20 protein-coding genes are annotated in these 22,618 nt (G+C 39.7%); 9 read left to right on the forward strand and 11 right to left on the reverse strand.

Annotation, left to right across the window (positions count from 1 at the left end; genetic code table 11):
- Window positions 1-205: 205 nt before the first annotated feature.
- From Q0N70_RS00975 to rlmJ, 3 genes are read left to right on the forward strand one after another with little or no spacing between them, the layout of a single operon-like run.
- Window positions 206-1,231: a response regulator gene (locus Q0N70_RS00975; protein ID WP_294012447.1), complete on the forward strand. Its 1,026-nt coding sequence runs from the start codon at window positions 206-208 to the stop codon at window positions 1,229-1,231.
- 40 nt (window positions 1,232-1,271) lie between these two features.
- Window positions 1,272-3,260, forward strand: coding sequence for an NAD(+) synthase (locus tag Q0N70_RS00980; RefSeq protein WP_294012450.1), 1,989 nt, complete (start codon window positions 1,272-1,274; stop codon window positions 3,258-3,260).
- Window positions 3,254-4,096 (forward strand): 23S rRNA (adenine(2030)-N(6))-methyltransferase RlmJ, encoded by an 843-nt coding sequence (gene rlmJ, locus Q0N70_RS00985; RefSeq protein ID WP_294012453.1) that lies wholly within the window; start codon window positions 3,254-3,256, stop codon window positions 4,094-4,096. The genes Q0N70_RS00980 and rlmJ overlap by 7 nt, the downstream gene beginning before the upstream one ends.
- A 2-nt stretch (window positions 4,097-4,098) precedes the next feature.
- Here rlmJ and Q0N70_RS00990 read toward each other — a convergent pair whose 3' ends face one another.
- The 9 genes from Q0N70_RS00990 to recA all read right to left on the reverse strand — a co-directional run bounded on the left by Q0N70_RS00990 (window position 4,099) and on the right by recA (window position 13,499).
- Window positions 4,099-4,809, reverse strand: coding sequence for a hypothetical protein (locus Q0N70_RS00990; protein WP_294012456.1), 711 nt, complete (start codon window positions 4,807-4,809; stop codon window positions 4,099-4,101).
- A gap of 100 nt (window positions 4,810-4,909) precedes the next feature.
- Window positions 4,910-5,584 carry a tol-pal system YbgF family protein gene (locus Q0N70_RS00995; protein WP_294012458.1) on the reverse strand — a complete coding sequence of 225 codons (675 nt, stop codon included), beginning with the start codon at window positions 5,582-5,584 and terminating at the stop codon, window positions 4,910-4,912.
- A 60-nt stretch (window positions 5,585-5,644) separates the two neighbouring features.
- Window positions 5,645-7,192 carry a sigma-54-dependent Fis family transcriptional regulator gene (locus Q0N70_RS01000; RefSeq protein ID WP_294012461.1) on the reverse strand — a complete coding sequence of 516 codons (1,548 nt, stop codon included), beginning with the start codon at window positions 7,190-7,192 and terminating at the stop codon, window positions 5,645-5,647.
- Between the two features lie 11 nt (window positions 7,193-7,203).
- Complete coding sequence (gene rpsA, locus Q0N70_RS01005; protein WP_294012463.1) at window positions 7,204-9,549, reverse strand: 30S ribosomal protein S1; 2,346 nt, start codon at window positions 9,547-9,549, stop codon at window positions 7,204-7,206.
- A 13-nt stretch (window positions 9,550-9,562) separates the two neighbouring features.
- Entirely contained in the window at window positions 9,563-10,333 is a 771-nt protein-coding gene (locus Q0N70_RS01010; RefSeq protein WP_052299569.1) for a pseudouridine synthase, read from the reverse strand.
- On the reverse strand, window positions 10,296-10,955 hold the full coding sequence (scpB, locus tag Q0N70_RS01015; RefSeq protein ID WP_013701980.1) for an SMC-Scp complex subunit ScpB: 660 nt from the start codon (window positions 10,953-10,955) through the stop codon (window positions 10,296-10,298). Before scpB ends, Q0N70_RS01010 begins: the two co-directional genes overlap by 38 nt.
- Window positions 10,931-11,686 (reverse strand): segregation/condensation protein A, encoded by a 756-nt coding sequence (locus Q0N70_RS01020; protein ID WP_013701981.1) that lies wholly within the window; start codon window positions 11,684-11,686, stop codon window positions 10,931-10,933. The genes scpB and Q0N70_RS01020 overlap by 25 nt, the downstream gene beginning before the upstream one ends.
- 22 nt (window positions 11,687-11,708) lie before the next feature.
- Window positions 11,709-12,215, reverse strand: a complete 507-nt coding sequence (folK, locus tag Q0N70_RS01025; protein ID WP_294012477.1) for a 2-amino-4-hydroxy-6-hydroxymethyldihydropteridine diphosphokinase — start codon at window positions 12,213-12,215, stop codon at window positions 11,709-11,711.
- A 6-nt stretch (window positions 12,216-12,221) separates the two neighbouring features.
- The gene (gene recA / locus Q0N70_RS01030; protein WP_294012480.1) at window positions 12,222-13,499 is read right to left on the reverse strand and encodes a recombinase RecA; all 1,278 of its coding nucleotides are present in this window, start codon (window positions 13,497-13,499) and stop codon (window positions 12,222-12,224) included.
- A gap of 533 nt (window positions 13,500-14,032) precedes the next feature.
- On the opposite strand from recA, the gene Q0N70_RS01035 reads away from it, so the two are divergent.
- The 4 genes from Q0N70_RS01035 (at window position 14,033) to Q0N70_RS01050 (ending at window position 16,729) form a co-directional block, all read left to right on the forward strand.
- Window positions 14,033-14,203, forward strand: coding sequence for a DUF362 domain-containing protein (locus tag Q0N70_RS01035; protein WP_013701985.1), 171 nt, complete (start codon window positions 14,033-14,035; stop codon window positions 14,201-14,203).
- Window positions 14,204-14,265: 62 nt separating this feature from the next.
- A complete protein-coding gene (locus Q0N70_RS01040; protein WP_294012483.1) occupies window positions 14,266-15,153 on the forward strand; it encodes a M23 family metallopeptidase in 888 nt (295 codons plus the stop codon).
- Between the two features lie 47 nt (window positions 15,154-15,200).
- Window positions 15,201-16,205, forward strand: coding sequence for a hypothetical protein (locus Q0N70_RS01045; RefSeq protein ID WP_294012486.1), 1,005 nt, complete (start codon window positions 15,201-15,203; stop codon window positions 16,203-16,205).
- Between the two features lie 224 nt (window positions 16,206-16,429).
- Window positions 16,430-16,729 (forward strand): Trp family transcriptional regulator, encoded by a 300-nt coding sequence (locus Q0N70_RS01050; RefSeq protein WP_276779177.1) that lies wholly within the window; start codon window positions 16,430-16,432, stop codon window positions 16,727-16,729.
- Between the two features lie 12 nt (window positions 16,730-16,741).
- Here the strand turns inward: Q0N70_RS01050 and Q0N70_RS01055 are convergent, their stop codons facing one another.
- A complete protein-coding gene (locus tag Q0N70_RS01055) occupies window positions 16,742-17,455 on the reverse strand; it encodes an IMP cyclohydrolase (protein WP_294012491.1) in 714 nt (237 codons plus the stop codon).
- A gap of 200 nt (window positions 17,456-17,655) precedes the next feature.
- On the opposite strand from Q0N70_RS01055, the gene Q0N70_RS01060 reads away from it, so the two are divergent.
- Together Q0N70_RS01060 and Q0N70_RS01065 are read left to right on the forward strand one after the other, a co-directional pair.
- A complete protein-coding gene (locus Q0N70_RS01060) occupies window positions 17,656-19,173 on the forward strand; it encodes a peptidyl-prolyl cis-trans isomerase (RefSeq protein WP_294012493.1) in 1,518 nt (505 codons plus the stop codon).
- 1 nt (window position 19,174) lies between these two features.
- Window positions 19,175-20,803, forward strand: coding sequence for a 6-hydroxymethylpterin diphosphokinase MptE-like protein (locus tag Q0N70_RS01065; protein ID WP_294012496.1), 1,629 nt, complete (start codon window positions 19,175-19,177; stop codon window positions 20,801-20,803).
- A gap of 3 nt (window positions 20,804-20,806) precedes the next feature.
- On the opposite strand, the gene lepA is transcribed toward Q0N70_RS01065, so the two are convergent.
- Window positions 20,807-22,612 (reverse strand): translation elongation factor 4, encoded by a 1,806-nt coding sequence (lepA, locus tag Q0N70_RS01070; RefSeq protein WP_294012499.1) that lies wholly within the window; start codon window positions 22,610-22,612, stop codon window positions 20,807-20,809.
- Between the last annotated feature and the right edge of the window lie 6 nt (window positions 22,613-22,618).

Here is a 22,618-nt window from a genome sequence, read left to right on the forward strand (position 1 = left end):
AAAAATAAACGCGAAATTTTTTCAGTATTTTAAAAAAATACACACCAGATGTCAAGGCAAAGCAGATTATCAGGTCAAGCCCGATAACGGCATAAAATCTAAAAAGTTTATTTCTTTACATTTCAAAATGATATGATATAATTGAATTGAAATATTTAAAAATTCAGTTTCAGTGATTTTTGATATTCAACAACTGGAGCAAGAGATGACAACGATTTTAATAGTTGATGATTCTGAAATTGACAGAGCGGTTTTAAAAAACATACTGGCAAGTTTCTACAATGTAATTGAAGCAGATTCAGGATATGCGGCGCTTGATATTCTAAACAATCCGGCGTTAAAAATAGACGGACTTATTATTGATATAAATATGCCTGGACTAAGCGGATTTGAAGTTCTCAGTCTACTCGACAAGTCAAGGCACTCGGGAATGGTGATTCTGCTCATTTCTTCAGAAGCAAAAAAAGACAACATTATAAGAGCCGCAAATTTTGGAGCGTCGGGATTTTTCAAAAAGCCTTATGACAGCGAACAGATTCTTTCAAAACTGAAATCGATATTCGCAAAAAAAGTTCTTGCCGCTTCAATGCTAAAAGGAACAGTTTCAGACAATGAGCTCAAGGCGACAATTCTTTACGCAGACAAGCTCCGCCGTGTTTATCTTACTTATCTTAAAGGTGAAAAAAAGAACGATGACCTTTACATCCACGTAAGCGAAATTGTGCATATCATGCTTGAAAATTATTTTGCGACAAAAGCTCCAAAAGATCTTACGCCGGAAGGAATTGAAATAATCAGCCGCGCGGCATATTTTTATGACATAGGCAGAATGATTGTAAGCCACGAAAAATTCAAAGTCTATTCCCAGTCAGAAATCGATGACATTCCAGAAACACACACAATTGCAGGAGCGGATTTTGTGGGCGTAAACAGCTCGCCGAGTGTCGCCTACTTTGTAAAAGTCTGTTCCGACATCTGCATGCATCACCACGAACGCTACGATGGAAGAGGAATGCCTCACGGACTCAAAAGCAGCATCAACAATATCTATACCCAGATGTGCGCAATCGCAATAGAATTCTGCATAAACTTTTTTTCCGCGGAAGAAATAAGCGCAGCCGAATTCAATATGGCAATGAACACAATTATGGAAGACAAAGACGCGTTCCGACCAGATGTAATAGAGCTTCTTAAAAACAGCCAGGACGACATTCTAGCCTGCTATACATAAAAAAATTGAATTTTCTGCTGATAATTCGTATAATCGATTTATGAACTACGGATTTTTCAGAGTTGCAAGCGTTTCACCTTCGCTGTCTGTGGCGGACTGCGACTTCAACTCTAAGCAGATAATTGAACTTGTAAAAAAAGCCCAGGACAAAAAAATAAAACTTCTCGTGTTCCCAGAGCTTTCTATTTGCGCCTACACTTGCGCCGATTTATTCGCACAAAAAATGCTTCAGGAAGAATGCTACCTTGCCTTGAAAAATATTTGCGCGGAAACAAAAAACTGCAATGTTCTTTTTTGCGTAGGACTTCCTGTTGAACTGGATTCGGAGCGATTCAACTGCGCAGCTTTTGTTTACAAAGGAAAAGTTCTTGCTTTAATCCCAAAATCTTTTATTCCAAATTATTCTGAATTCTATGAAAGCCGATGGTTCACTTCATTTTCAGAAAACACAGTAAAACAAATTTCACTTTGCAAAGGCTTGGAAGACATTCCGTTTGGCACAGACATTTTTATTCAGGACGAAAATGATTCCTCCATAAAAATTTCCGCGGAACTTTGTGAAGATTTGTGGGTTCCGTTTTCACCTTCAACAAGGCATGCTTTAAACGGAGCTACGATAATTGCAAATTTGAGCGCAAGCAATGAAGTTGCAGGAAAAGCAGAATACAGGCGGATGCTTGTGGCAGGTCATTCCGCAAAAACAGTAAGCGCGTACATTTACGCAAACGCAAGCCACGACGAAAGTTCCACCGACATGATTTTCAGCGGGCACAGCATTATCGCAGCAAACGGCGCAATAAAAGCCGAATCCGCTCTTTTTGAAAACACGCAGGATTTTCTTATAGCAGACATCGATTTGGAAAAACTCACACAAGACAGAATAAAATCCACAACATTTTCAAGAAGCACAAGCTTTGCAAAATCTGAATACAAGACAATTTTTGTAAGCGGACTTCAGCAGGAACATTTTGCAGAAAACATAGACGAGCAGCTTTATGAAAAAATCGCGCTTCATCCATTTGTTCCTTCTGATATTCAAAAAAGAAAAGAAAGATGTTTTTCAATAATTGAAATGCAGTCGGAAGGACTTGCAAAACGGCTAAGGCACATTCATGCGCAGGGAGCGGTCATAGGACTTAGCGGCGGACTGGATTCAACTTTAGCACTTTTAGTATGCGCAAGAGCTTTTGACAAGTGCAACATTTCAAGAGAAAAAATTTTTTCCATAACAATGCCCGCTTTCGGAACAACAGACAGAACATTCAACAATGCCTGCTTGCTTGCAAAGGAAATGGGAACAACCTTAAAAGAAATAAATATCAAAGACGCTGTGATTCAGCATTTTAAAGATATAGGCCAGGACATAAACACGCACGATGTAACTTACGAAAATTGCCAGGCGCGTGAACGCACTCAAGTTCTTATGGATTTTGCAAACAAGTGCAACGGGATTGTAATCGGAACTGGAGATTTAAGCGAGCTTGCCCTTGGCTGGTGCACTTACAACGGAGATCAGATGAGCATGTACGGAGTAAATTCAAGCATTCCAAAAACTTTAGTCCGCCATCTTGTTGCATGGTTTGCTGACGAGGCACTTGAAAAAGGAAACAAAAATCTTTCTGACGTTCTAAATGACATTCTTGCAACTCCTGTAAGCCCGGAGCTTCTTCCGCCTGCAGAAGGAAAAATAAGCCAAAAGACAGAAGAAATTGTAGGTCCTTACGAACTTCATGATTTTTTCCTTTACTATGTTTTACGCTGGGGATTTTCTCCACGGAAAATTTATTTTCTTGCGCAAAAAGCATTTCTTGGAAAAGAAGACAAGGCAACAAAAACAATATACACAAAAGAAATCATCTTAAAATGGCTCAAGAATTTCTACAAAAGATTTTTCAGCCAGCAGTTCAAAAGAAGCTGTATGCCAGACGGAGCAAAAGTTGGAACAGTAAATCTTTCGCCAAGAGGAGACTGGAGAATGCCTAGCGACGCAAGCGCACAGCTTTGGATAAAGGAAATTGAAAAATGCTAAGCTATCAGCACGAATATCACGCCGGAAATCTTGCAGACGTTTTAAAGCACACTTGCCTTTGCCTTATTTTGGATTCTCTTTGCAAAAAAGAAAAGCCTTTTACAATAATCGACAGCCATTCGGGAGCCGGAATTTTCAGCCTTGATGACGAACGCCTTTTAAAGACAAACGAAGCAAAAGACGGAATAGAAAAAATATACAGATTCTACAAACGGACTTCGCAGGAATTTCCGCACGGACTAAAAGAATACATAGAACGAGAATCTTCTTATCTTGAAGAAAAAAAATACGCAGGAAGCCCGGAACTTGAACGGCTTTATTCAAGGGAAAAAGACAGCCTCCATTTTGTCGAAAAACATCCGCAAGCGATTGAATCTTTAAAAAGCAACATGAAAAACTGCAAAGTTGTAATTCACAACGAAGACAGCTACCATGCGCTTTGCGCGCTTACACCGCCACTAATAAAACGCGGACTTGTCCTATGCGATCCAAGCTACGAAGATGCAGATGACTACAAAAAAGTCTGTGAGGCATTAAAAACCGTAAGAAAAAAATGGAACACGGCAATCATTGCGCTTTGGTATCCGCTTTTGCTGCGCAGAAAAAATGAAACTTCCCAGCTTTTAACAGAACTTGAAGACTTCTGTAAACTAGGAACAACTCCTTGCGAAAGCTTTAAAGTTGAGCTACTTACAAAAAATCCAGAAGAAACAAAGGCAGAATCAGGCTCTCATCTTTACGGAAGCGGAATGTTTATAATGAATCCGCCATGGAAACTAAAAGAAGACATGGAAAAAAACTGCGCATTTATAAATAAAATCCTTGAAATTTTATAAGCCTAGTCGTACCACTCTTCTCGTATTGAAACCGAGCCAAGGTGAAGCAGTTTGCTGTAAGACGGAGAATAGCTTGAATCCCGTCCCACAGAAACCGCCCACATATCAACATACCAGACTCCATCTTCGGAACTAGAACTTGACCAGCTTACATCTTCATCGCTTGAAACAGGAAGCGGATTATCATTGTCAGTTTTATTGAAGTCAAATCCGTAGCCAGATCCAGAACTCACATTGCGCAAAGGCTTTCCAATCAAAGTTACACCGCTTGAGCCAGAAACATAACTTTCCATTGCAGAAGTTCCGTAGCAAACGACAGAAGCATATTCAGATGACTCTTTAATGCTATTCAGGCGGATATAAACATAGCGGTCATCGTTTTTTTCTGGAATCAAAGGAGTTTGGTTATAGGAAGAAAATAAAAGCGTCTTGTAATTTCTTGAGTTTATAATATTCGTTGCCGCCGCCGAAACATCACTGCTTGAGTTCAACGAGTCAATAGAACTTTGCGCGCTGACCATTGCAGAATAATTATTATAAATTTTGTAATAGACTTCAGTTCCAAGAAAAGAAAAATCAGACGAACCGTAATCAGAATTGTCGCCTTCTTCGTTGGTCAGAAAAGAAAAATAAAGCTGAGGCCTATCAGTGCTTGTGTATTTTGTCGTGTGTCCGTCAGTTTTTGGCGGCTCAAGGTAATAAAAAGTATCCAAACCGCAACTGACAAAAAGCATGGCAAATAAAAAAAAGGCGGTTTTTAATTTTTTTGCAAAACAAACACCGCCAATTTTTTCTTTATAAGAATACTGATTTTTAGTCAATTTTTCCTTTTGCCTTTAAATCAATAAGGCGGCTTTCTGAAAGATTTGCCCACTCATATCCGCTGTAAGAATCAACTGTCTTTTGATAAAGCTCCGCGGCATTAGAATAATTTTCTGAAAGCTCTGAAACTCTTGCGGCGTTAAAAAGCGCGTGGGAAGCAAGATAAAAATCTTTTACATCTGCGGCAGACTTATAATAAGCCACAGCATCGTCATTTTTAGAAAGCTCTTCTGCGCAAACAGCGGCATTGTACATACATTCTGCATAAGTATACGCTTTTTTAGAAGCATTAGCAGCCTTTAGATAACAATCAAGCGCTTTTGCAAAATCCTTTTTTCCAAAGGCAATGTCCGCATAAAGCATATTTGCACGAACACCTGCAACATTTTTCTTTGAAAGATAAGGAGCTAGAGTTTCCTCTGCCTTTGCCTGGCGAGAAGCAATTTCATCATCTTCAATTCCGCCTGACTTTGCAACATAAGAATATTCAATTGAATCAATAGACGCAAGATCCTTTTTCTTATTTGAATCAGAAATTGCAAACACTGTGCAAACAACCGCGGCAGCAACAACCAAAACAGCCACAGCGCAAACGAATATTTTTCTATTTTTAATAATGAAATCTTCAATTTTTACATTTGCAGTAGCTTTTTTTCCCTTAGACATTTTTTACTCCGAATATTTTTTTATTATATAGAATATCAGTTTTTTTGTCAAAACCTGAAGTCAAGTCCTGCGGATATTCAGCTCAGAAATAAGCTTTGAAACATAAGTGCGCTGAATATCAAGAATTTTTGCGGCGGCTGTCTGATTCCAATTCGTTTCCCGTAGAATTCTTTCAACATACTGTTTTTTAAATTCCGAAAGCGCATTCTTTAAGCTACGGTCTTTCATAAGTGAAAGTTCTTCTGCGCAATTTTTAATTTCAGTGTTTTCCTGCAAATTTTCAGAATCCACAGGAAGCCGCAAGTCGTTCAGCTGAATAAAAGGCGGATTCCCGATTATACAAGCCCGCTCAATTGTATTCTCAAGCTCGCGGATATTTCCCGGCCACATATAAGAATAAATCGCTTTTTTTGCCGCTTCTGAAAATCCAAGAAAATCCTTGTGTATTTCAGCCTTGAATTTATTCAAAAAGAATTCGCACAAATCTTCAAGCTCGTCTCTACGCTCACGCAAAGGCGGAACTGCAATCGGAAGAACATTCAGCCTAAAATATAAGTCGCTTCTAAAAGTGCCTTCCTTTATCATTGCTTCCAAGTCGCGGTTTGTTGCGGCAATGATTCTTACATCAACTGAAATCGTATCGCAAGAACCAACACGCTCAAACTTTTTTTCCTGAATCACACGCAAAAGCTTAGCCTGCAAGTCAAAAGGCAGCTCACCAATCTCGTCAAGAAAAATCGTTCCGCCGTCAGCCATTTCAAACCGGCCTTTTCTTGCGGAAACAGCATCGGTAAAAGCGCCCTTTACGTGGCCAAAGAATTCAGACTCAAGCAAAGACGGACTTAAAGAAGCGCAGCTCACGCGGACAAACGGCTTGTTTTTTCTGTTGCTCAAAAGATGAATCTGCTCTGCAAAAAGCTCCTTGCCAACTCCGCTTTCACCGGTAATCAAGACAGAAGAATTAATCGCAGAAGCGCGCTTTATGTTTTCAATTAATGAAAGAACAAGAGGATTCCGCGCAATAAAAGGATGGTAGTCCTTGCCAGCGTCAACTACATATTGAAGCGCATTAAGCTGAACCTTGTTTTTTCTGTAGCGCAAGGCATTTTGGTAAGCAACAGCCGCCTGTTCGCCCAAAAGCTCAAGAATTTCAAGGTCGTCAGCAGTAAAGTCGCCATTATTCGCTTTATTAATCAGCTCGATAACGCCAACGCACTCGCCTTTCACGCTCATAGGAAAAGCTATCATGTTTCTTGTAACATATTTTGTTGTGTTTTGAACTGTGGAATTAAAGCGGGGATCGCTGTTTACATCATTGATTATGACCGACTGGCAATTTTCTGCAACCCAGCCAGCAATTGATTCTTTTTCAACAAGGATTTTTTTAACTTCGGAATTTTTAGGACCAAGACTGATATAAAATTCCAGTGAATTGATTTCTTTCCGCACAAGAAGAAGAGATGCGGCTTCACATTTGACCATAAGCATTGCTGATTCCAAAATTGAAACCAGCAATGTATCTGGATCTGCATAATTTAAATTTATGCGTGTATTAATTTCAATGAGTGACTTTAGTCTGTCTAAAGAAATCAAACTGTTTCCACTCATTGATTTTGTTTTTACTCTGCGTGGCTCTTTACGCTGTCGCCAATTGTGTAAGCTCTGTCATCATTGCTAGAAGACATATACTGTGAAATTTCAGCACGATCCTGAGCTCTCTTGTATTCCTTTACAGAGAAAGCAACGCGCTCCTTGTCCACATCAATTGAAACAACGTAAACGTTAACTTTATCACCAACATTGTATTTCTTTACAGCTTCTTCAAACGGAACATCACGGTCATCGCTAAGGTTTGCTTTGTTAACAAGACCTTCAATTCCATTAGGAGCTTTTACAAAGATTCCAAAGTCATTGATAGAAGTAACTTCACCTTCAAGAGTTCCGCCAACTTTATATTCTTCAGCAAAAGCCTTCCAAGGATTGTCTGTAAGCTGCTTTACACCAACACGGATTCTGTGGTTTTCTGGATCGCAGTCCAAAACAACAACATCCAAAGGCTGGTCAACTTTGATTTCGCTTCCAGGGTGCTTGATTTTCTTTGTCCAAGAAAGATCCTCGCCAGCAAGGAAAGCGTCAATGCCTTCTTCAAGCTGAACAAATGCGCCGCTGTTTGCAATCTTTACAACTTTGCCAGAAACTTTTGTTCCAACAGGATATTTTTCAGCAATTGAATCCCAAGGATTTTCTGTAACCTGCTTAAGACCAAGAGAAACGCGTCCGCCCTGAATATCATAGCCAAGAATCATGCATTCAACATCATCGCCTTCTTTTACCATGTCAGACGGCTTGTTGATTTTCTTTGTCCAGCTGAATTCAGAAATATGCGCAAGACCTTCAATTCCCTCTTCAAGCTCAATAAATGCGCCAAAGTCAGGAACTTTAGTAACTTTTCCCTTTACAATATCATTTACATGGTACTTTTCTTCAAAGTGAACCCACGGATCTTCTGTAAAGTGCTTAAGAGAAAGGTTGATTCTCTTTCCCTCTGGATCAAGACGGATAACCTTAAGCTCGATTTCCTGTCCTTTTTTTACAAAATCCTTTGGACGAGTTACGTGTCCCCAGCTCATGTCATTGATGTGAAGAAGTCCGTCAAATCCGCCAAGATCAATAAATGCGCCAAAGCTTGTGAATGACTTTACAACACCTTTTACTGTATCGCCAATCTTTACAGTTTCAAAGAATTTATCGCGGTTTTCGTTAATCTGCTCTTCAAGATACTTGCGGCGGTTTACAACAACATTGCGCTTGCCGTTGCTATAAAGCCGCTCAACATAGAACTTAGACTTTACGCCGATAAGCTTGTCTTCTTTTTCAACTTTCTGAGCATCTGCCTGGCTGATTGGAAGGAATGCAGAAATTCCACCGCCAAGATTAACCATATATCCGCCTTTTGTAACAGAAGAAATAACACCTTCTACAGGAGTTTTCTGTTCAGAAGCAACCTTGAGTTCTTCCCAAAGACGTTTTTCATCGGCCTTCTGCTTTGAAACAACAGGACCGTTTTTTCCAAACTGACTTACGAGATATACTGTAATTACATCTCCCTCTTTTGGAAGATTGCCAGCAAATTCAGCTACAGGAATTTTTCCTTCTGACTTGCAGTTTACGTCAACGAATACAATATCATCTGTAACTTGAACAACAGTAGCCTTTACATTAGCACCGTCTTCAACCGGCTCCATGTTATTAATAGATGCTTCTAATTGTGTGTAAATGTTGTCGGAGCCCTGGGCACCATTCTTTTCCACTTCCTTTTCCATAGCAAACCCTTTTGATTTTATTTTGCTTTCGATTATTGCACAAACATCATTTATGGTCAAGTCTGAAGTGTCAATATAGAATGCGTCTTTTGCTTTTTTTAGAGAGCCTTCCGCTTTGTTTCTGTCCATTTCATCGCGCTTGATTATGGCGGCTTTTATTTCTTCAAGTGAAAGTCCGCTGACTCCCTGATCAAAACGTCTTTTTGCCTGAACATCAATGCTGGCATCAAGATAAAACTTGAATTCCGCATCGGGAAACACAACAGTTGTCATGTCCCTGCCCTCGCAAATTATGCTAAGGCTTTTTACAATCTGCCTCATCCTTGAATTGACAAAATGCCTAAGCTCAACAAAAGAAGAAACTTTTGAAACATTCGCGTCAACTTTATCCTGATGAAGCAAATCGTCAACATCTTTTCCGTTTAGAATAAGCCTTGCGTTCACATAGTCAAGCTTTTGCTTTTTTGCAAAGTCAACCACGGATTTTTCATCGTCAAGATTTATTCCAGAATCAAGCAAAGCAAGCGTAAGGGCGCGGTAAAAACTTCCGCTGTTTAAATATGTAAGATTCAAGTCTTTTGCGACTTTTCCAGCAACTGTGCTTTTTCCTGTTCCTGCAGGACCATCTATAGCAACAACCATAACAACCTCTTTTTTAATTTTTGCAAAGTCTAAGAAGGGCTTTAACTTCGTCTTGAGTCAAATCCCTGAACTGCCCAAACTGAAGTTCTCCAACTCCAACGCAGCCAATTCTTATGCGCATAAGGCTTTTTATTCCCACTTCATACTTTTCAAATACACGGCGGATTTCACGGTTTTTTCCTTCAACAAGAACGATTCTCATTCTATGTGAATTAAGCTCGCGGGCATCTTTGCAGCGGTAGAAAACTCCGTCGATTCTGATTCCGTCCATAAAATCATCCGCAAGAAAACGCGGCATAGGAAGGCTTGTGTCCACAATGTATTCTTTTTCAAGCTCCGCGGAAGGATGTGAAAGTTTTGCGGCGAAGTCTCCGTCGTTTGTAAAAATAATAAGGCCGCTTGAAAACATATCAAGTCTGCCAACATTGTAAAGACGCTCCGAATAAGCTTCCTTGAGCAAATCCGCCGCAACAGGCCGACCTTTTTCATCGCTTGCGGAACACACGTATCCAGAAGGCTTATTTAAAAGAACATAACATTTTTTTTCTTCAAGGTGGATTTCTTTTTCATCAACACAGACTTTGTCTTGGACGTCGACTTTAGTTCCAAGCTCTGTTACAACAGTTCCGTTTACGGTAACGCGTCCAGCGCAAATAATCGCTTCGCTGGCACGGCGGCTTGCAACACCGCATTTCGCCATGTACTGCTGAAGGCGCATAACGTCTTCTTTTTTCTCTTTTGAATTATTAACGGGCAAGTTCGAACCTCTCGCTTTCTTTTTCATCAAGCTGCGGCAAATCGGCAATGCTCTGTAAATGGAAGAATTCAAGAAACTCTTTTGTTGTGCCGTACATGACAGGTTTTCCGGGAATATCTTTTTTTCCGACTTCCTTTATAAACTTTCTGTCAAGCAAAACACGCATCATGTTGTCCACATTTACATGGCGGATGCTTTCGATTTCCGCACGCGTTATAGGCTGACTGTAAGCAATTATCGACAAAGTTTCAATAGCGGCACGGCTTAACCTGCCTTCATTCTTTTTTCCATACCGCTCTTTTACAAAGTCAAAGCATTCTCTTTTTGGCGTAAGAGTCCAGCCTCCGATAATCATCGAAAGCTCAATTCCTGAATCCGCATTTGAATATTTTTCTTTTAGACGCTCTATGCATTCTTCAATTACATTAGGAGCCATCTTTGTTATCTTTGAAAGATTTTCAACAGTCTGAGGCTCGCTTTCCAAAAAAAGAACAGTTTCCAAAAGAGCAGTTTCTGTATCAAGATTTAATTCTGCCCGGCGCTTTTCAAGGTCATTTTCAGCTTCATCCAAGGTATCTTCCAAAGCCTCTATATTTTCATTTGGTTCTTTTTTTTCCTCTGAAATCATGCCGCTTTCTGCTTCCTGCATATTTTTATATCTCCAAACATTTTATTTTGATATATTTCAACTAAATTCAATTTTACTGCTTCAAGAATCGCCATAAAAGCGCAAATCACGTCAAGTTCGTTGCCTTTTCTAGTTATCAAGTCTGTAAACATGCATTCGCTTTTCTTTTCCAAAAGCTCGTTTATCAAGGCTATTTTTTCATTCGGAGCAATATCCTCGCCCATGTTCAAAAGACGCTCATCCGGATTTACATTTGTAAGATTCCTAAAAATCTTCTGCATATCCTGAAGCAAAGCCCAAGTGTCCATTTTTTTCCACTGGGAATCATCTTCGTCAAATGGAAGCGTTCTTTCTATTTTTTTTCGCTCAAAGCTCCATTCGCTCTGCTCTTCCTGCTCTTCCATTAAAACAGAAAGCTTTTTAAAACGCTGATATTCAATAAGCTGCTCAACAAGTTCTTCGCGGGGATCTTCCATGCTTTCATCGTCATCATAGCGGACTTCAACAGGCAAAAGCAAACGGCTCTTTATGCACGCAAGTTTTGCAGCCCAAAGATAGAATTCGCTCAAATCCTGCAAGTCAAGCTCAACCGCATAATCAAGATAGTCCTGAAACTGCTCTGTAATTTCCGCAATCGGAATATCATAGATGTTTATTTTATTTTCGCGTATAAGGCTCCATAAAAGATCAAGAGGTCCTTCAAATGTTCCTGCCATAAATTTTCTATGACAAACTGTCCGTTCTTGTTCCATTTTGCGCTCCGAAGCAATATTTTTAAAACGAACAATATTTTTCCACCCGCTGATCCTTTAAAAGCTCCAGTTTTTTTCCGTAGAATTCTATGTCCGCTTTATTAACATCGGCATTTTTTTGCAAAACTTCAAGAAAAGGCGCAAGAACAAACGCTCTTTCTAAAAGACGCTCATGCGGAATCACAAGATTTTCTTTTTTTACAGTCTGATTTCCAAAAAGCTCTATGTCAATGTCCAAGGAGCGCGGGCCGTTTCTAAATTCAAGGCTTCTGTCGCGTCCGAATTTCTGTTCAATTGAATGGATTTTTTCAAGAAGAGAATCAGGAGTTCCGCTGAAATTTCCAACGGCAACCATATTATAAAAATCATCTTGCTCGCAGACATACATGGCAGCAGTTCTATATATAGAAGAAACTTCAAGCTCATGTATAAAATCTGCAAGGCAAGAGCAGGCTCTTTTTAAAAGCTCAAGGGAAGAAAACGCCCCGAAACTTTTATTAGAGCCAAGCCCCAAAACAACACGTTCCATAAAAAATTAGAAAAGCTCGTCTGGAACAGGCTTGTCTTCCGAAGCGGCTTTTGCAAGGCTTGCTGCCTTTGACTTTGTTGTTTTTGCAGGTTTTTCTTCTGCGGCAGGAGCAGCTGGAGCTTTTTCAGCAGGCTTTTCTTCTTTTGCAGGAGATTCAGCAATAGAGCCAGTTCCAACGCCTTTTGCACGCATTTCCTTTTCGTATTGAAGAATCTGCTCTTTTGTTACAACTTCGCCTTCTTTTGTGCGCAAAATCTGTCCGGGGAAAATCTTTTCACGCAGAGTATTTTCAAGCTCCATTTTAAATGCCGGATTGTTTTCTATGTAAGCGACCGCATTTTCTTTTCCCTGGCCAACTTTTTCATCTCCTCTTGTGTACCAGGCGCCGCGTTTGTCTATAAGCCCATGTTTTACAGAAGAGTCCAAAATAGATGCAGCGGAAGAAATTCCTTTTCCGAAGTAAATATCAAGCTCAACCTTGCGGAATGGAGGAGCAACTTTGTTCTTTACAATTTTTACACGCACGCGGTTTCCTACAGCATCCTCTTCGCCCTTGCCGTCAATTGATTCAATTCTGCGGATTTCAAGACGAATAGAAGAATAGAATTTCAGCGCGTTTCCGCCCGTTGTAGTTTCAGGATTTCCAAACATAACGCCAATTTTCATGCGAATCTGGTTTATAAAGACTACAATGCACTTGCTCTTTCCGACAATGGCAGTAAGCTTTCTAAGCGCCTGGCTCATAAGACGAGCCTGCAAGCCCATAACGGAATCTCCCATTTCGCCTTCAATTTCTTTTTGAGGAGTAAGGGCGGCAACTGAATCCACAACAATTATGTCAACTGCGCCAGAACGTACAAGGTTTTCACAAATTTCAAGAGCCTGCTCTCCAGTATCTGGCTGGCTCACCCAAAGCTCGTCAATGTTTACACCAAGATTTTTGGCATAAACAGGATCTAAAGCGTGCTCAGCGTCAATAAAAGCCGCAATTCCGCCAAGCTTTTGAGCCTCGGCAACAGCATGAAGCGCAAGAGTTGTTTTTCCAGAGCTTTCAGGACCGTACATTTCAATTACACGTCCGCGCGGATAGCCTCCGATTCCAAGGGCTTCGTCAAGCAATATTGAGCCTGAAGGAACAACATCAATAGAAGCAGTGTCTGTTTTTGTTCCAAGCTTCATCAAAGAGCCAGTGCCGAACTGCTTTTCAATCTGAAGCCTTGCAGCTTCCAAGGCCTTTAACTTTTCCGACATTTCAACCGGAAACTTTTCTTCTGTCTTAGCCATTTTTTTCTCCAATATAACAGCAGGAATAAAATCTTAAACAGAAAACAGTGGAAACTAAAGCTCCAAACTTCTTAGTTTAAGATTTTATAACTTTATATACATTTTTTTTAATTTTATGCACTGAATTCAAAAAAATCTTTAAAAATATACCATAAAAAAAAATAGTTTTAAAGTGGGGAGAAGAAATGCAATTGATTTTTGTCAGGGGACCTTGCAAGAATTTTTTGCAAGGGGTGCTGACATGTACACGCAAGGGGGTCTTGCAAGCATTTGTCAGGGGGCCTTGCAAAGCCACGCAAGCCTATTTGACGTGTACACGTAAGAACATAATGCAGAATGCTATTTAGCAGTACGGACAAGGCGGAAACCGTAGTCAGCATTGTCAGTTTCATCACGATAATACAGATAGTAGCGTTGCTGGACAAAGACAAATAAAAAACAAAACTTGCCTTTTTAGCAAATTTCAAGTATTATTTTTTTAGAAGATTTCTATATTAATAGAAGTTTTCCACACACACAAACCGAGGTATTTTATGGCTTACAAAATTTCATCGGACTGCATCAACTGCGGAGCATGTGAAGGCGAATGTCCTTCAGAAGCAATCAGCGAAGTAAACGACAAGCGTCAGATTAATGCTGACAACTGCGTAAGCTGCGGATCTTGCGCTTCTGTATGTCCAGTTGGAGCAATCTCAGAAGAGTAACAGCCACAAGCTGTTAAAGAACAAGGCTGTTCAAGAATGTTTTCTTGAGCAGCCCTTTTTTTATGAAGCAAAAACTTTTTTTTATAATAGGAATATTTTTTTCACTTTTCTGCGTGCAGGCGCAAACTTTTCCGCAAATTCCGTTCTTGGAATCGCGCGACTTTCTTTTTTCCCAGTATCAGCAGGAAGTCCAGCAGTGCCAGAAAGATTTTTTTAGGTCAAACACAAGCGTTCCAACTTTCTATTCATACAAAGCAAAAAAAAGCGACACAATTTTTACCGTAGCGGCAAGATGCAGCATCTGGCAGGAAACTTTGTCAACCGCAAATTCCATAGAAAACAGTGGAGAAGTCCTTGAAGGCAAAACAATAATTCTTCCTTCCGCGAACGGACTTTTTATCCCAGAGTCTCCTGCTACTTCCATAGAATTTCTGCTTGCAAACGAGCATAAAGAAAAAATTCTGCAAGGAACTTTTGAGCAGTACAAAATAAACGGAAAGCTTTTCTATTTTATTCCCGGAGAAAGATTCAGTCCGGCAGAACGAGCGTATTTTTTAAATCCCGGAATGTCCATGCCGCTAGAAAAAAGCATTCTTACTTCCGACTACGGAAAACGCCAAAGCCCCATAACCGGCAGGTGGCAGTTTCACAAAGGAATAGACCTTGCAGCTCCAGCGGGAACTTCTGTATTTGCCTGCAAAACTGGAACCGTAAAATCCGTGGAAAGAGGAAACAGAATCTACGGAAACCACATTACAATTTCCCACGCAGGCGGAATGGAAAGCTCCTACGCCCACCTTTCTGAAATCCTAGTTGAAGAAGGAGAAGCAGTTTCAACAGGGCAGAAAATCGGCAAAGTCGGAACAACAGGACTTTCAACAGGCCCGCACCTTCACTTTGAAATAAAGCAGAACGGCTCTTCATTAAATCCCGGAAAATACTTGAAATAAAAGAAATTACACTAGAAATCCGAGCGATTTAGGATTATAATATCAACATGAAATCTTGCATTGCTAGGAAAAACAAAAAAGTTTTCTCTTTGATGTTTTTGGCTTTCTTTGGAATCCTTATGTCCAAAGCCGAGCCTTTCCGTGTGCGCAAGACAAATTTAATTACAATAGATTCGCTGTTTGAAAAAAAATCAGTTGAAGCTGGCGTAAACGATGCTGTTGCAATAAAGCTTCCAGAAGACAAGACTTTTATAGAAGGAATTGAAATTTCAGTAAAAGTTCCAAAAATTGTCGCAGAATGGCGGGATTCCGTGGCATGGTCGTTGTATTCAGGAATTTCGCCAGTTCCAGAGGAAAAGCTGATTGACTACAGCGGAACAAGGGCGGAAGTCGGAACATTCGGTGAAAGCCTAAGCTTTAATATAAAAGTTCCAACCAAGAAAAACAATTCAATAAAAAGCGACGCATATTCGTACACTGCGCAGATGATTCCTGCAAATGCCGATGGATTTTTGTTCTTTAGGCTTCAGCTTGCAATGAAAGGCTCAAGCGATTTAATTTCAAAGTCAAAATTCAGCGTATGCGCATATCCGATTCTTTCAAATGAAGGAAAAATTTCTCTTGCAATAAATTCAGAGGAAAATGAAGAAGCAAAAGAATTTACTGTTTTTGTTGACGGAAAGCAGTCGGAGCTTGGCAAAAAAGATATTCTTGTTCCGGCGGGAAGCCATAACGTAAACATTGTAAGCGACTTTTACCGTAATGAAGTGCGTACAGTGAGCGTTGAGCAGGCAAAGACTTCAAGCATTGAAATTTCGCTTAGGGAAATAAAGCCAATAATCAGGCTTATTGCTCCGGAAGGCACAAAAATAACATTTGATAATGACGAATATACAGCTCCAGTAGAACAATTTTACACAACAAGCGGCGACCACACAGTAAAATTCATTGTTAGCGACTACGAAATAACAAAGACAGTTTCCGCATTGGACGGACGAAGCTACAATATTTCTGTAAACATTGACGCAAGCATTGAAGAAACAGACGAATAAGCAGCTTAAAATGCAAATTCAATAAATTTTCAAACTGTAAAAAAACAATTCAAGAAAAACGGAATGCGCTCCGATATATAAATTACCAGGTGTTCAATTTATCCCCTCCCACCCATTGGAGCCTGGATGCCAAAAGGCATGGCCGGTGTAAAAGCCGGTCTTTTTATTTTAAAGACAGTTTGCTTTTTTAATGCAATTGGATTATCATTCTTTTAGAGGTAAAAATGCCAGAAACAAAAAACAGCCAGAACGATCAAATTAAGGAAATATGCATGCTTCTTTCAAAAATTCAGGACGAAAATCTTATATTCGATTTTTTCGGCTGTCTTTTTACAAAGTCTGAACTAAAGGATTTTTCCAAGAGATGGAGCCTTGTAAAGGAACTTGACGAAGGAACAACCCAGCGCGAAATTGCAAAAAAATACAATTTGTCTTTGTGCAACATAACGAGAGGTTCAAGAGAAATGAAAAAGGAAAATTCAGCGTTCCAAAAAGTTCTTGCCCTCTTGAAATCGCTGAAATAGTAAAAATTTGCCTTAGTTCTTGTTTATAATCTTTGTCTGGACTTTTCCTGTTGCAATTTCAATAAAGCGCACAAAAAGCGAAACCTTGTTGTCTTCGTTCAAGTTTTCCCAGATTAAATTTGCAGTTTCTTCTATAGAAGTTCCGTCCAGTTCCAAAAGCTCAGGCTCGCCTTCAAAGCTAGGAAGCGGATTTCCGTTCTGCATATAAGTGTGAATGTAGCGGCCGATTCCTGCGCGCGGATTTTCATAGTCAAAAGTGTATCTGTTTACAGAAGATTCGTTTCCGCAGTCGCTCTTTAAAATCGACATTGAAAAATTAAAGCTTCCGTTTTCAACTTCAAGCAAAGCCGAAATACGCGGAGTAAAATTCGGAGAGTCTGGCTCAAACTTTCTTGACTGCAATGATTTTTCAAAGCTAAGTCCGTTTTTAAGTCCGTCATAAACTGTATCTGTCTGGTCGCCGTTTGTTACAATTGTCTTGGAGCCAAGAACTTTTACAGGCGCATAAATTATAAGGCTTGGGTCTGTAAGTTTTGAAGGGTCAAATGCCTGTGTGCGGATTCCGTCTCCGTCTTCCACAAAAATTCTATTGCGGCTGTTTTCGCTTCTTCCCATAATCCAATAGGCAGAAACCGCGTATTTTCCATCGGCAGATTTTCCTACAATAATTCCGCGTCCAGGATATTCGTTTTTAGAAAGAGCCTCTTTCAATGTTTTTTGAATCATAATTCCTCCGAATAAATTTAGTATAGCATGAAATAGAAAGTTTGTGTATTGAAAGGCAAAACGCGTGCAAAAATTTTATGAAGCCACTAAAAACTAACTGCAAAGTGAGTTTTTACAGAAGAGCTTTACATTGACACTTGTATTTTACAATGATAAAATAGTTTCACTTCTATTTATATATAAAAAGGATGAATCTTCTTATGGATCAAGAAAACAAAATCACTGAACAGAAAACAAAAAAAGACAGTTCAAAAATCGGAGCTGTAATCATACTTGTAATTTCGGCGCTGGTATTTCTTCCCTTTGGAGCTAGCGCAGTTTTTCAGTCAATTTTTAACAAGCAAAAGGTAAACTCTTACGGTTCTTACAACGGGAAAAACATAACTTACGAGCCAGGTTCAGACTTCTATATTGCAGTTTCAAATCTTGCGCAGTCATATCAGGCTAGCGGCTACAAAGTTGATGAAAATTCATACTACCGCATTATGAGAGAAGCTTTTTATCAGACTGTAATCAACATGGCGTTCACTGATTCAGTAAAAAAATCAGGCTACATAGTTCCAAAAGAAGCTGTAAACAGATTCGTAATTGAAAGATTCACAGATCCTTCAACAGGAAAATTCTCACAGAAGGCCTACAATCAGACAAGCGCAGTTGAACTTGAAAAACTAAGAAAGGACATTGAAGGCAGCCTTGTTTACAGACGCTATTTCTACGACTTGTTCGGAACTGACAATTCAGATTCTTTCAACGGCGCTCCATTGTACGGACTTAAAAGAAGCGGCGCGGAAAAGAAATTCCTTGCTTCAATGGGAGCAGAAAAACATTCATTTGACGCAGTCGCATTCAGCACATCGAATTTTCCAAAAGAAGAAGCTGTAAAATTCGGAAAAGAAAACGCTGAAAAATTTATCAAGTACGATCTTTCCGTAATTACTGTTGACGATGAGCAGGAAGCAAAGGCTCTCTTAAAGCAGATAAACGGAAACGAAATTACATTTGCAGATGCCGCAAGCGAAAAATCCCAGAAATACTATTCTGACACAGAAGGAAAAAATGCAGGCGCATACCGCTATCAAATTGAAAACATGCTTGACAATGTGGATTCACTTGCAGAGCTTGAAAAACTTCAGAAAGATGAAATCAGCGCAGTTATAAAAACAAAACGCGGATATTCAATATTCAAGTGCGACGGTTCTGTAGCTGCAGCGGATTTTGAAGACAGCGCAGTTCAGGATGCAGTTCTTGGCTACATAAATTCAAACGAAAAAAGCTATATTGAAAACTACTTCCTTGAAATTGCAGAAAACTTTGTTTCAGAAGCTGCTATTTCAAGTTTTGACAGCGCATGCAAAAAATTCAATGTGGAAAAATTAGAAGTTCAGCCTTTCCCTGTAAACTACGGAAGCTCTAGCATTTACTCTTCTGTTTCTGAAACTGGACCGCTTGCAAGAATCGCTTCAAATGAAGACGCATACAAAACAGCATTTTCTTTAAAGCAGGATGAAATCAGCTCGCCGTTCATTCTTGGCTCAAATATTGTTGTTCTTAAATGCACAGGAATTCAGACTGAAGAAGTGGAAGATGCAAGCGAAACAGAAATCCGCAACGCAGACTTAAACACAGCAAATTCCGCTCTTTTTGCAAATCCAAAAGTTGTAGACAATTTCTTTGCAACTTACATTACTCTCATGAGCGAAAACAAAAACAGGAAATAAATTGAACGAATCAGTTCAGGAGAAGCCCCGTCTGGTAAATGCCGGTCAGGGCTTTTCTGTTTTAAAGACAGTAGAATATAAGGGCCGCTTTTTATATTCAAAGTACAATCCTGCGAAGGCAATTGAAACTTACATAGACAAAATGCAGGTTTTGAGCGGAACTCTCATAATAGCCTGCTCTCCTCTTCTTTGGTATGGAATTAAAAAATTAAAATCGCTTCTGCCGGAAAATTGTGAAATCATCGCGCTGGAAAATGACGAGAACCTTTTTGAACTTGCAATGCAAAACAACAGCGCAAACGTTCCGTTGTTCAAGCTAAGTGAAGGCGAAAAAATAGATTCATTTGTAAGAACCCTTTGCAAGGGCGGAAGCATAAAGCGCGCATTAAAGATTGACTTTAGCGCAGGAGTAAATTTTTCAAGCGAAAAGTTTGATTTTACAGCCAATGCAATAAGTGAAATAATCGCCACATTTTGGAAAAACAGAATTACACTTGTAAAATTCGGGCATCTTTTTTCCAAAAACTTTTTAAGGAATATTGCGCGTCTTGAAAAGTCAAAAACATTGGAAGATGTTGTAAAGACAGTTTCAAAGCCATTGCTTGTTTTGGGCGCAGGCGAAGGATTGGACAGCTTGCCGTATTCAAATTTCAGTCCAAGCGACTTTTTTATAATTGCAGTTGATGCCGCGCTGTCTCCACTGCTAGCAAGAAATATAACGCCGGATGCGGTTGTTACAATGGAAAGCCAGCTTGCAATTGAAAAAGCATTTTTAGATGCGAGAAACAAGAAAATTCTTTTGTTTGCAGATTTGTGCGCAAGGCCAGAAGCCACAAAAATTCTTGGCGGAAATACAATTTGGTTTGCAACAAAATATGCTGATGGAATTTTCTTTGACAATCTAAAAAAAGAAAACGTCATTAGAAATTTTATTGAGCCAATGGGTTCTGTTGGACTTGCGGCAACATATATTGCGCTAAAACTTAGAAGCAGTTCTTCTGTTCCGGTCTTTGTTGCAGGCTTGGACTTTAGCTATTCAATAGGAACAACGCACGCAAAAGGCACTATGGCTTTAAAGCAGCGTTTTATAAATTCATGCAGGCTTGTTCCAATAGAAAACTATGATGCGGCTTTTTCCATGGTGGCGCAAACGGTCATTTCAAAAAACGGAAAAAAAATATGCAGCACAAAAATTCTTTTGCAGTACGCCCAGCAGTTCAAGTTGATGTTCCAAAATGAAAAAAATCTTTTTGACTGCTCAAGCACAGGAATAAATCTCGGAATAGCACAAAGCAACCTTTTCACAATAAAAGAAAATCCGTCAAAAGAAAAATGCGAATCAAACAAAAGTATTTCAAACTTTTGTGAAAAAGAAAAAAGAAAACTTGAAGAACTTAGAAGCCTGCTTTCAGATGGGGAAAAGTCGCCTTTTATAAATAATTTGCCTGAAGAAATTTCTCTTAGCGAGCAGATAAAAAAACTTGCGGAAGAACGGGAATATCTTTTTCTGCATTTTCCTGATGGCTACGCATTCAAAATGGAGCAGTCGTTTTTAAAAAGAATCAGGGCAGAAACAGATTTTTTTATAAAGCAGCTTGAAATCGCCATAAGGGAAAACAAGCCGCTTTAGTTTTTAAGAATCTTCTTTTTCCTTTAAGACAGCAAGGAATGCGCTCTGCGGAAGCTCCACATTTCCTGCCATAAGCATTCTCTTTTTTCCGGCTTTTTGTTTTTCAAGAAGCTTGCGTTTTCTTGTTACATCTCCGCCGTAGCATTTTGCAAGAACGTCTTTTCTAACAGGATTTACAGTTTCTCTTGCAATTATCTGGCTTCCGATTGCGCCTTGAATCGCAACTTTAAACTGCTGGCGGGCGATTTCTCCTTTTAGGCGTTCACAGACAACTTTTGCGCGCTCAACAGCACTCGGCCTGTAGCAAAGCTGAGCCAATGCGTCAACAGGTTTTGAATTTATTAGAATATCAATTTTTATCAAGTCTGTCGGTCGGTAGTCTATAACTTCATAGTCAAAGCTTGCATATCCGCGGCTATAAGATTTAAGCTTGTCATAAAAATCAAAGAGAACTTCGGAAAGCGGCATTTCATAAGTAAGCTCAACACGCTTTTCATCAAGGTACTGCATATTTTTTTGTGTTCCGCGCTTTAGACGGCAAAGTTCCATGATAGAGCCAAGATACTCTGCAGGAGTGATTATTGAAGCTTTTATGTAAGGCTCTTGCGAAGACTCAATTTTTCCTTCAGGATAGTCAGCAGGATTGTCTACAAAAATTTCTTCGTGGCCGGGAATCTTTACCTTGTACTTTACGCTTGGAGCAGTAAAAATTACAATTTGGTCAAAGTCCCTCTCAAGGCGTTCCTGAATTATTTCCAAGTGAAGCAATCCTAAAAAGCCACACCTAAAGCCATTTCCGAGCGCAAGGGAATTATCCTTTTCGTAAATAAGAGACGCATCGTTAAGCTTAAGTTTTTCCATTGCCTCTTTGAGCTCTTCGTAGTCATTTGAATCAATCGGGTAAATTGAAGAGAACACAACAGGCTTTACTTCCTTGAATCCTGGCAAAGGAGAAGCGGCCGGCTTTGAAGCAAGAGTTACAGTGTCGCCAACGCTTACATCGCTTACAGTTTTTATTCCGGCAATAATGTAGCCAACGTCTCCAGCTTCAAGCACTCCAGTTTCTTCATACTTAATTTTAAAAACGCCAACCTGTTCCACTTTGTAGTCAGTGTTGTTGCTCATAAAGCGGATTATGTCGCCAGTTTTTACGCGTCCTTCCATAACTCTCAAATGGACAATAACACCGCGGTACTCATCATAATGGCAGTCAAAAATCAAAGCCTGAAGCGGCGCATTCACATCACCTTTTGGCGGCGGAAACTTTGTAACAATGGCTTCAAGCAAATCATCAATTCCTTCTCCTGTTTTCGCGCTTACAAGCTGAGCTTCAGAAGATTCAAGTCCCAAGTCATGATCGATTTGTTTTTTTACAGATTCAACATCCGCGCTTGCAAGATCAATTTTATTTATGACAGGAACAATTGTCAGGTCGTGCTCCATCGCCATATAAAGGTTGCTCACGGTCTGGCTTTCAACACCTTGAGTAGCATCAATAAGAAGCAAAGCGCCTTCACAAGAGGCAATCGCGCGGCTTACTTCATAGCTAAAGTCAACGTGTCCCGGAGTGTCAACAAAATTCAGCTCGTAGTCATGTCCGTCTTTTGCCTTGTACGGAATTGTAACGGCCTGGCTTTTTATTGTAATTCCACGCTCGCGTTCAATATCCATGTTGTCAAGAATTTGATTTTTCATCTGGCGGTCTTCAACAATTTTTGCTTTTTGAATAAGCCTGTCCGCCAAAGTTGATTTTCCATGATCAATGTGCGCAGTAATACAAAAGTTCCGCTTATACTTTAATTCTGTCATTTTTAT

The organism is uncultured Treponema sp., assembly GCF_945873775.1.
GTDB lineage: Bacteria > Spirochaetota > Spirochaetia > Treponematales > Treponemataceae > Treponema_D.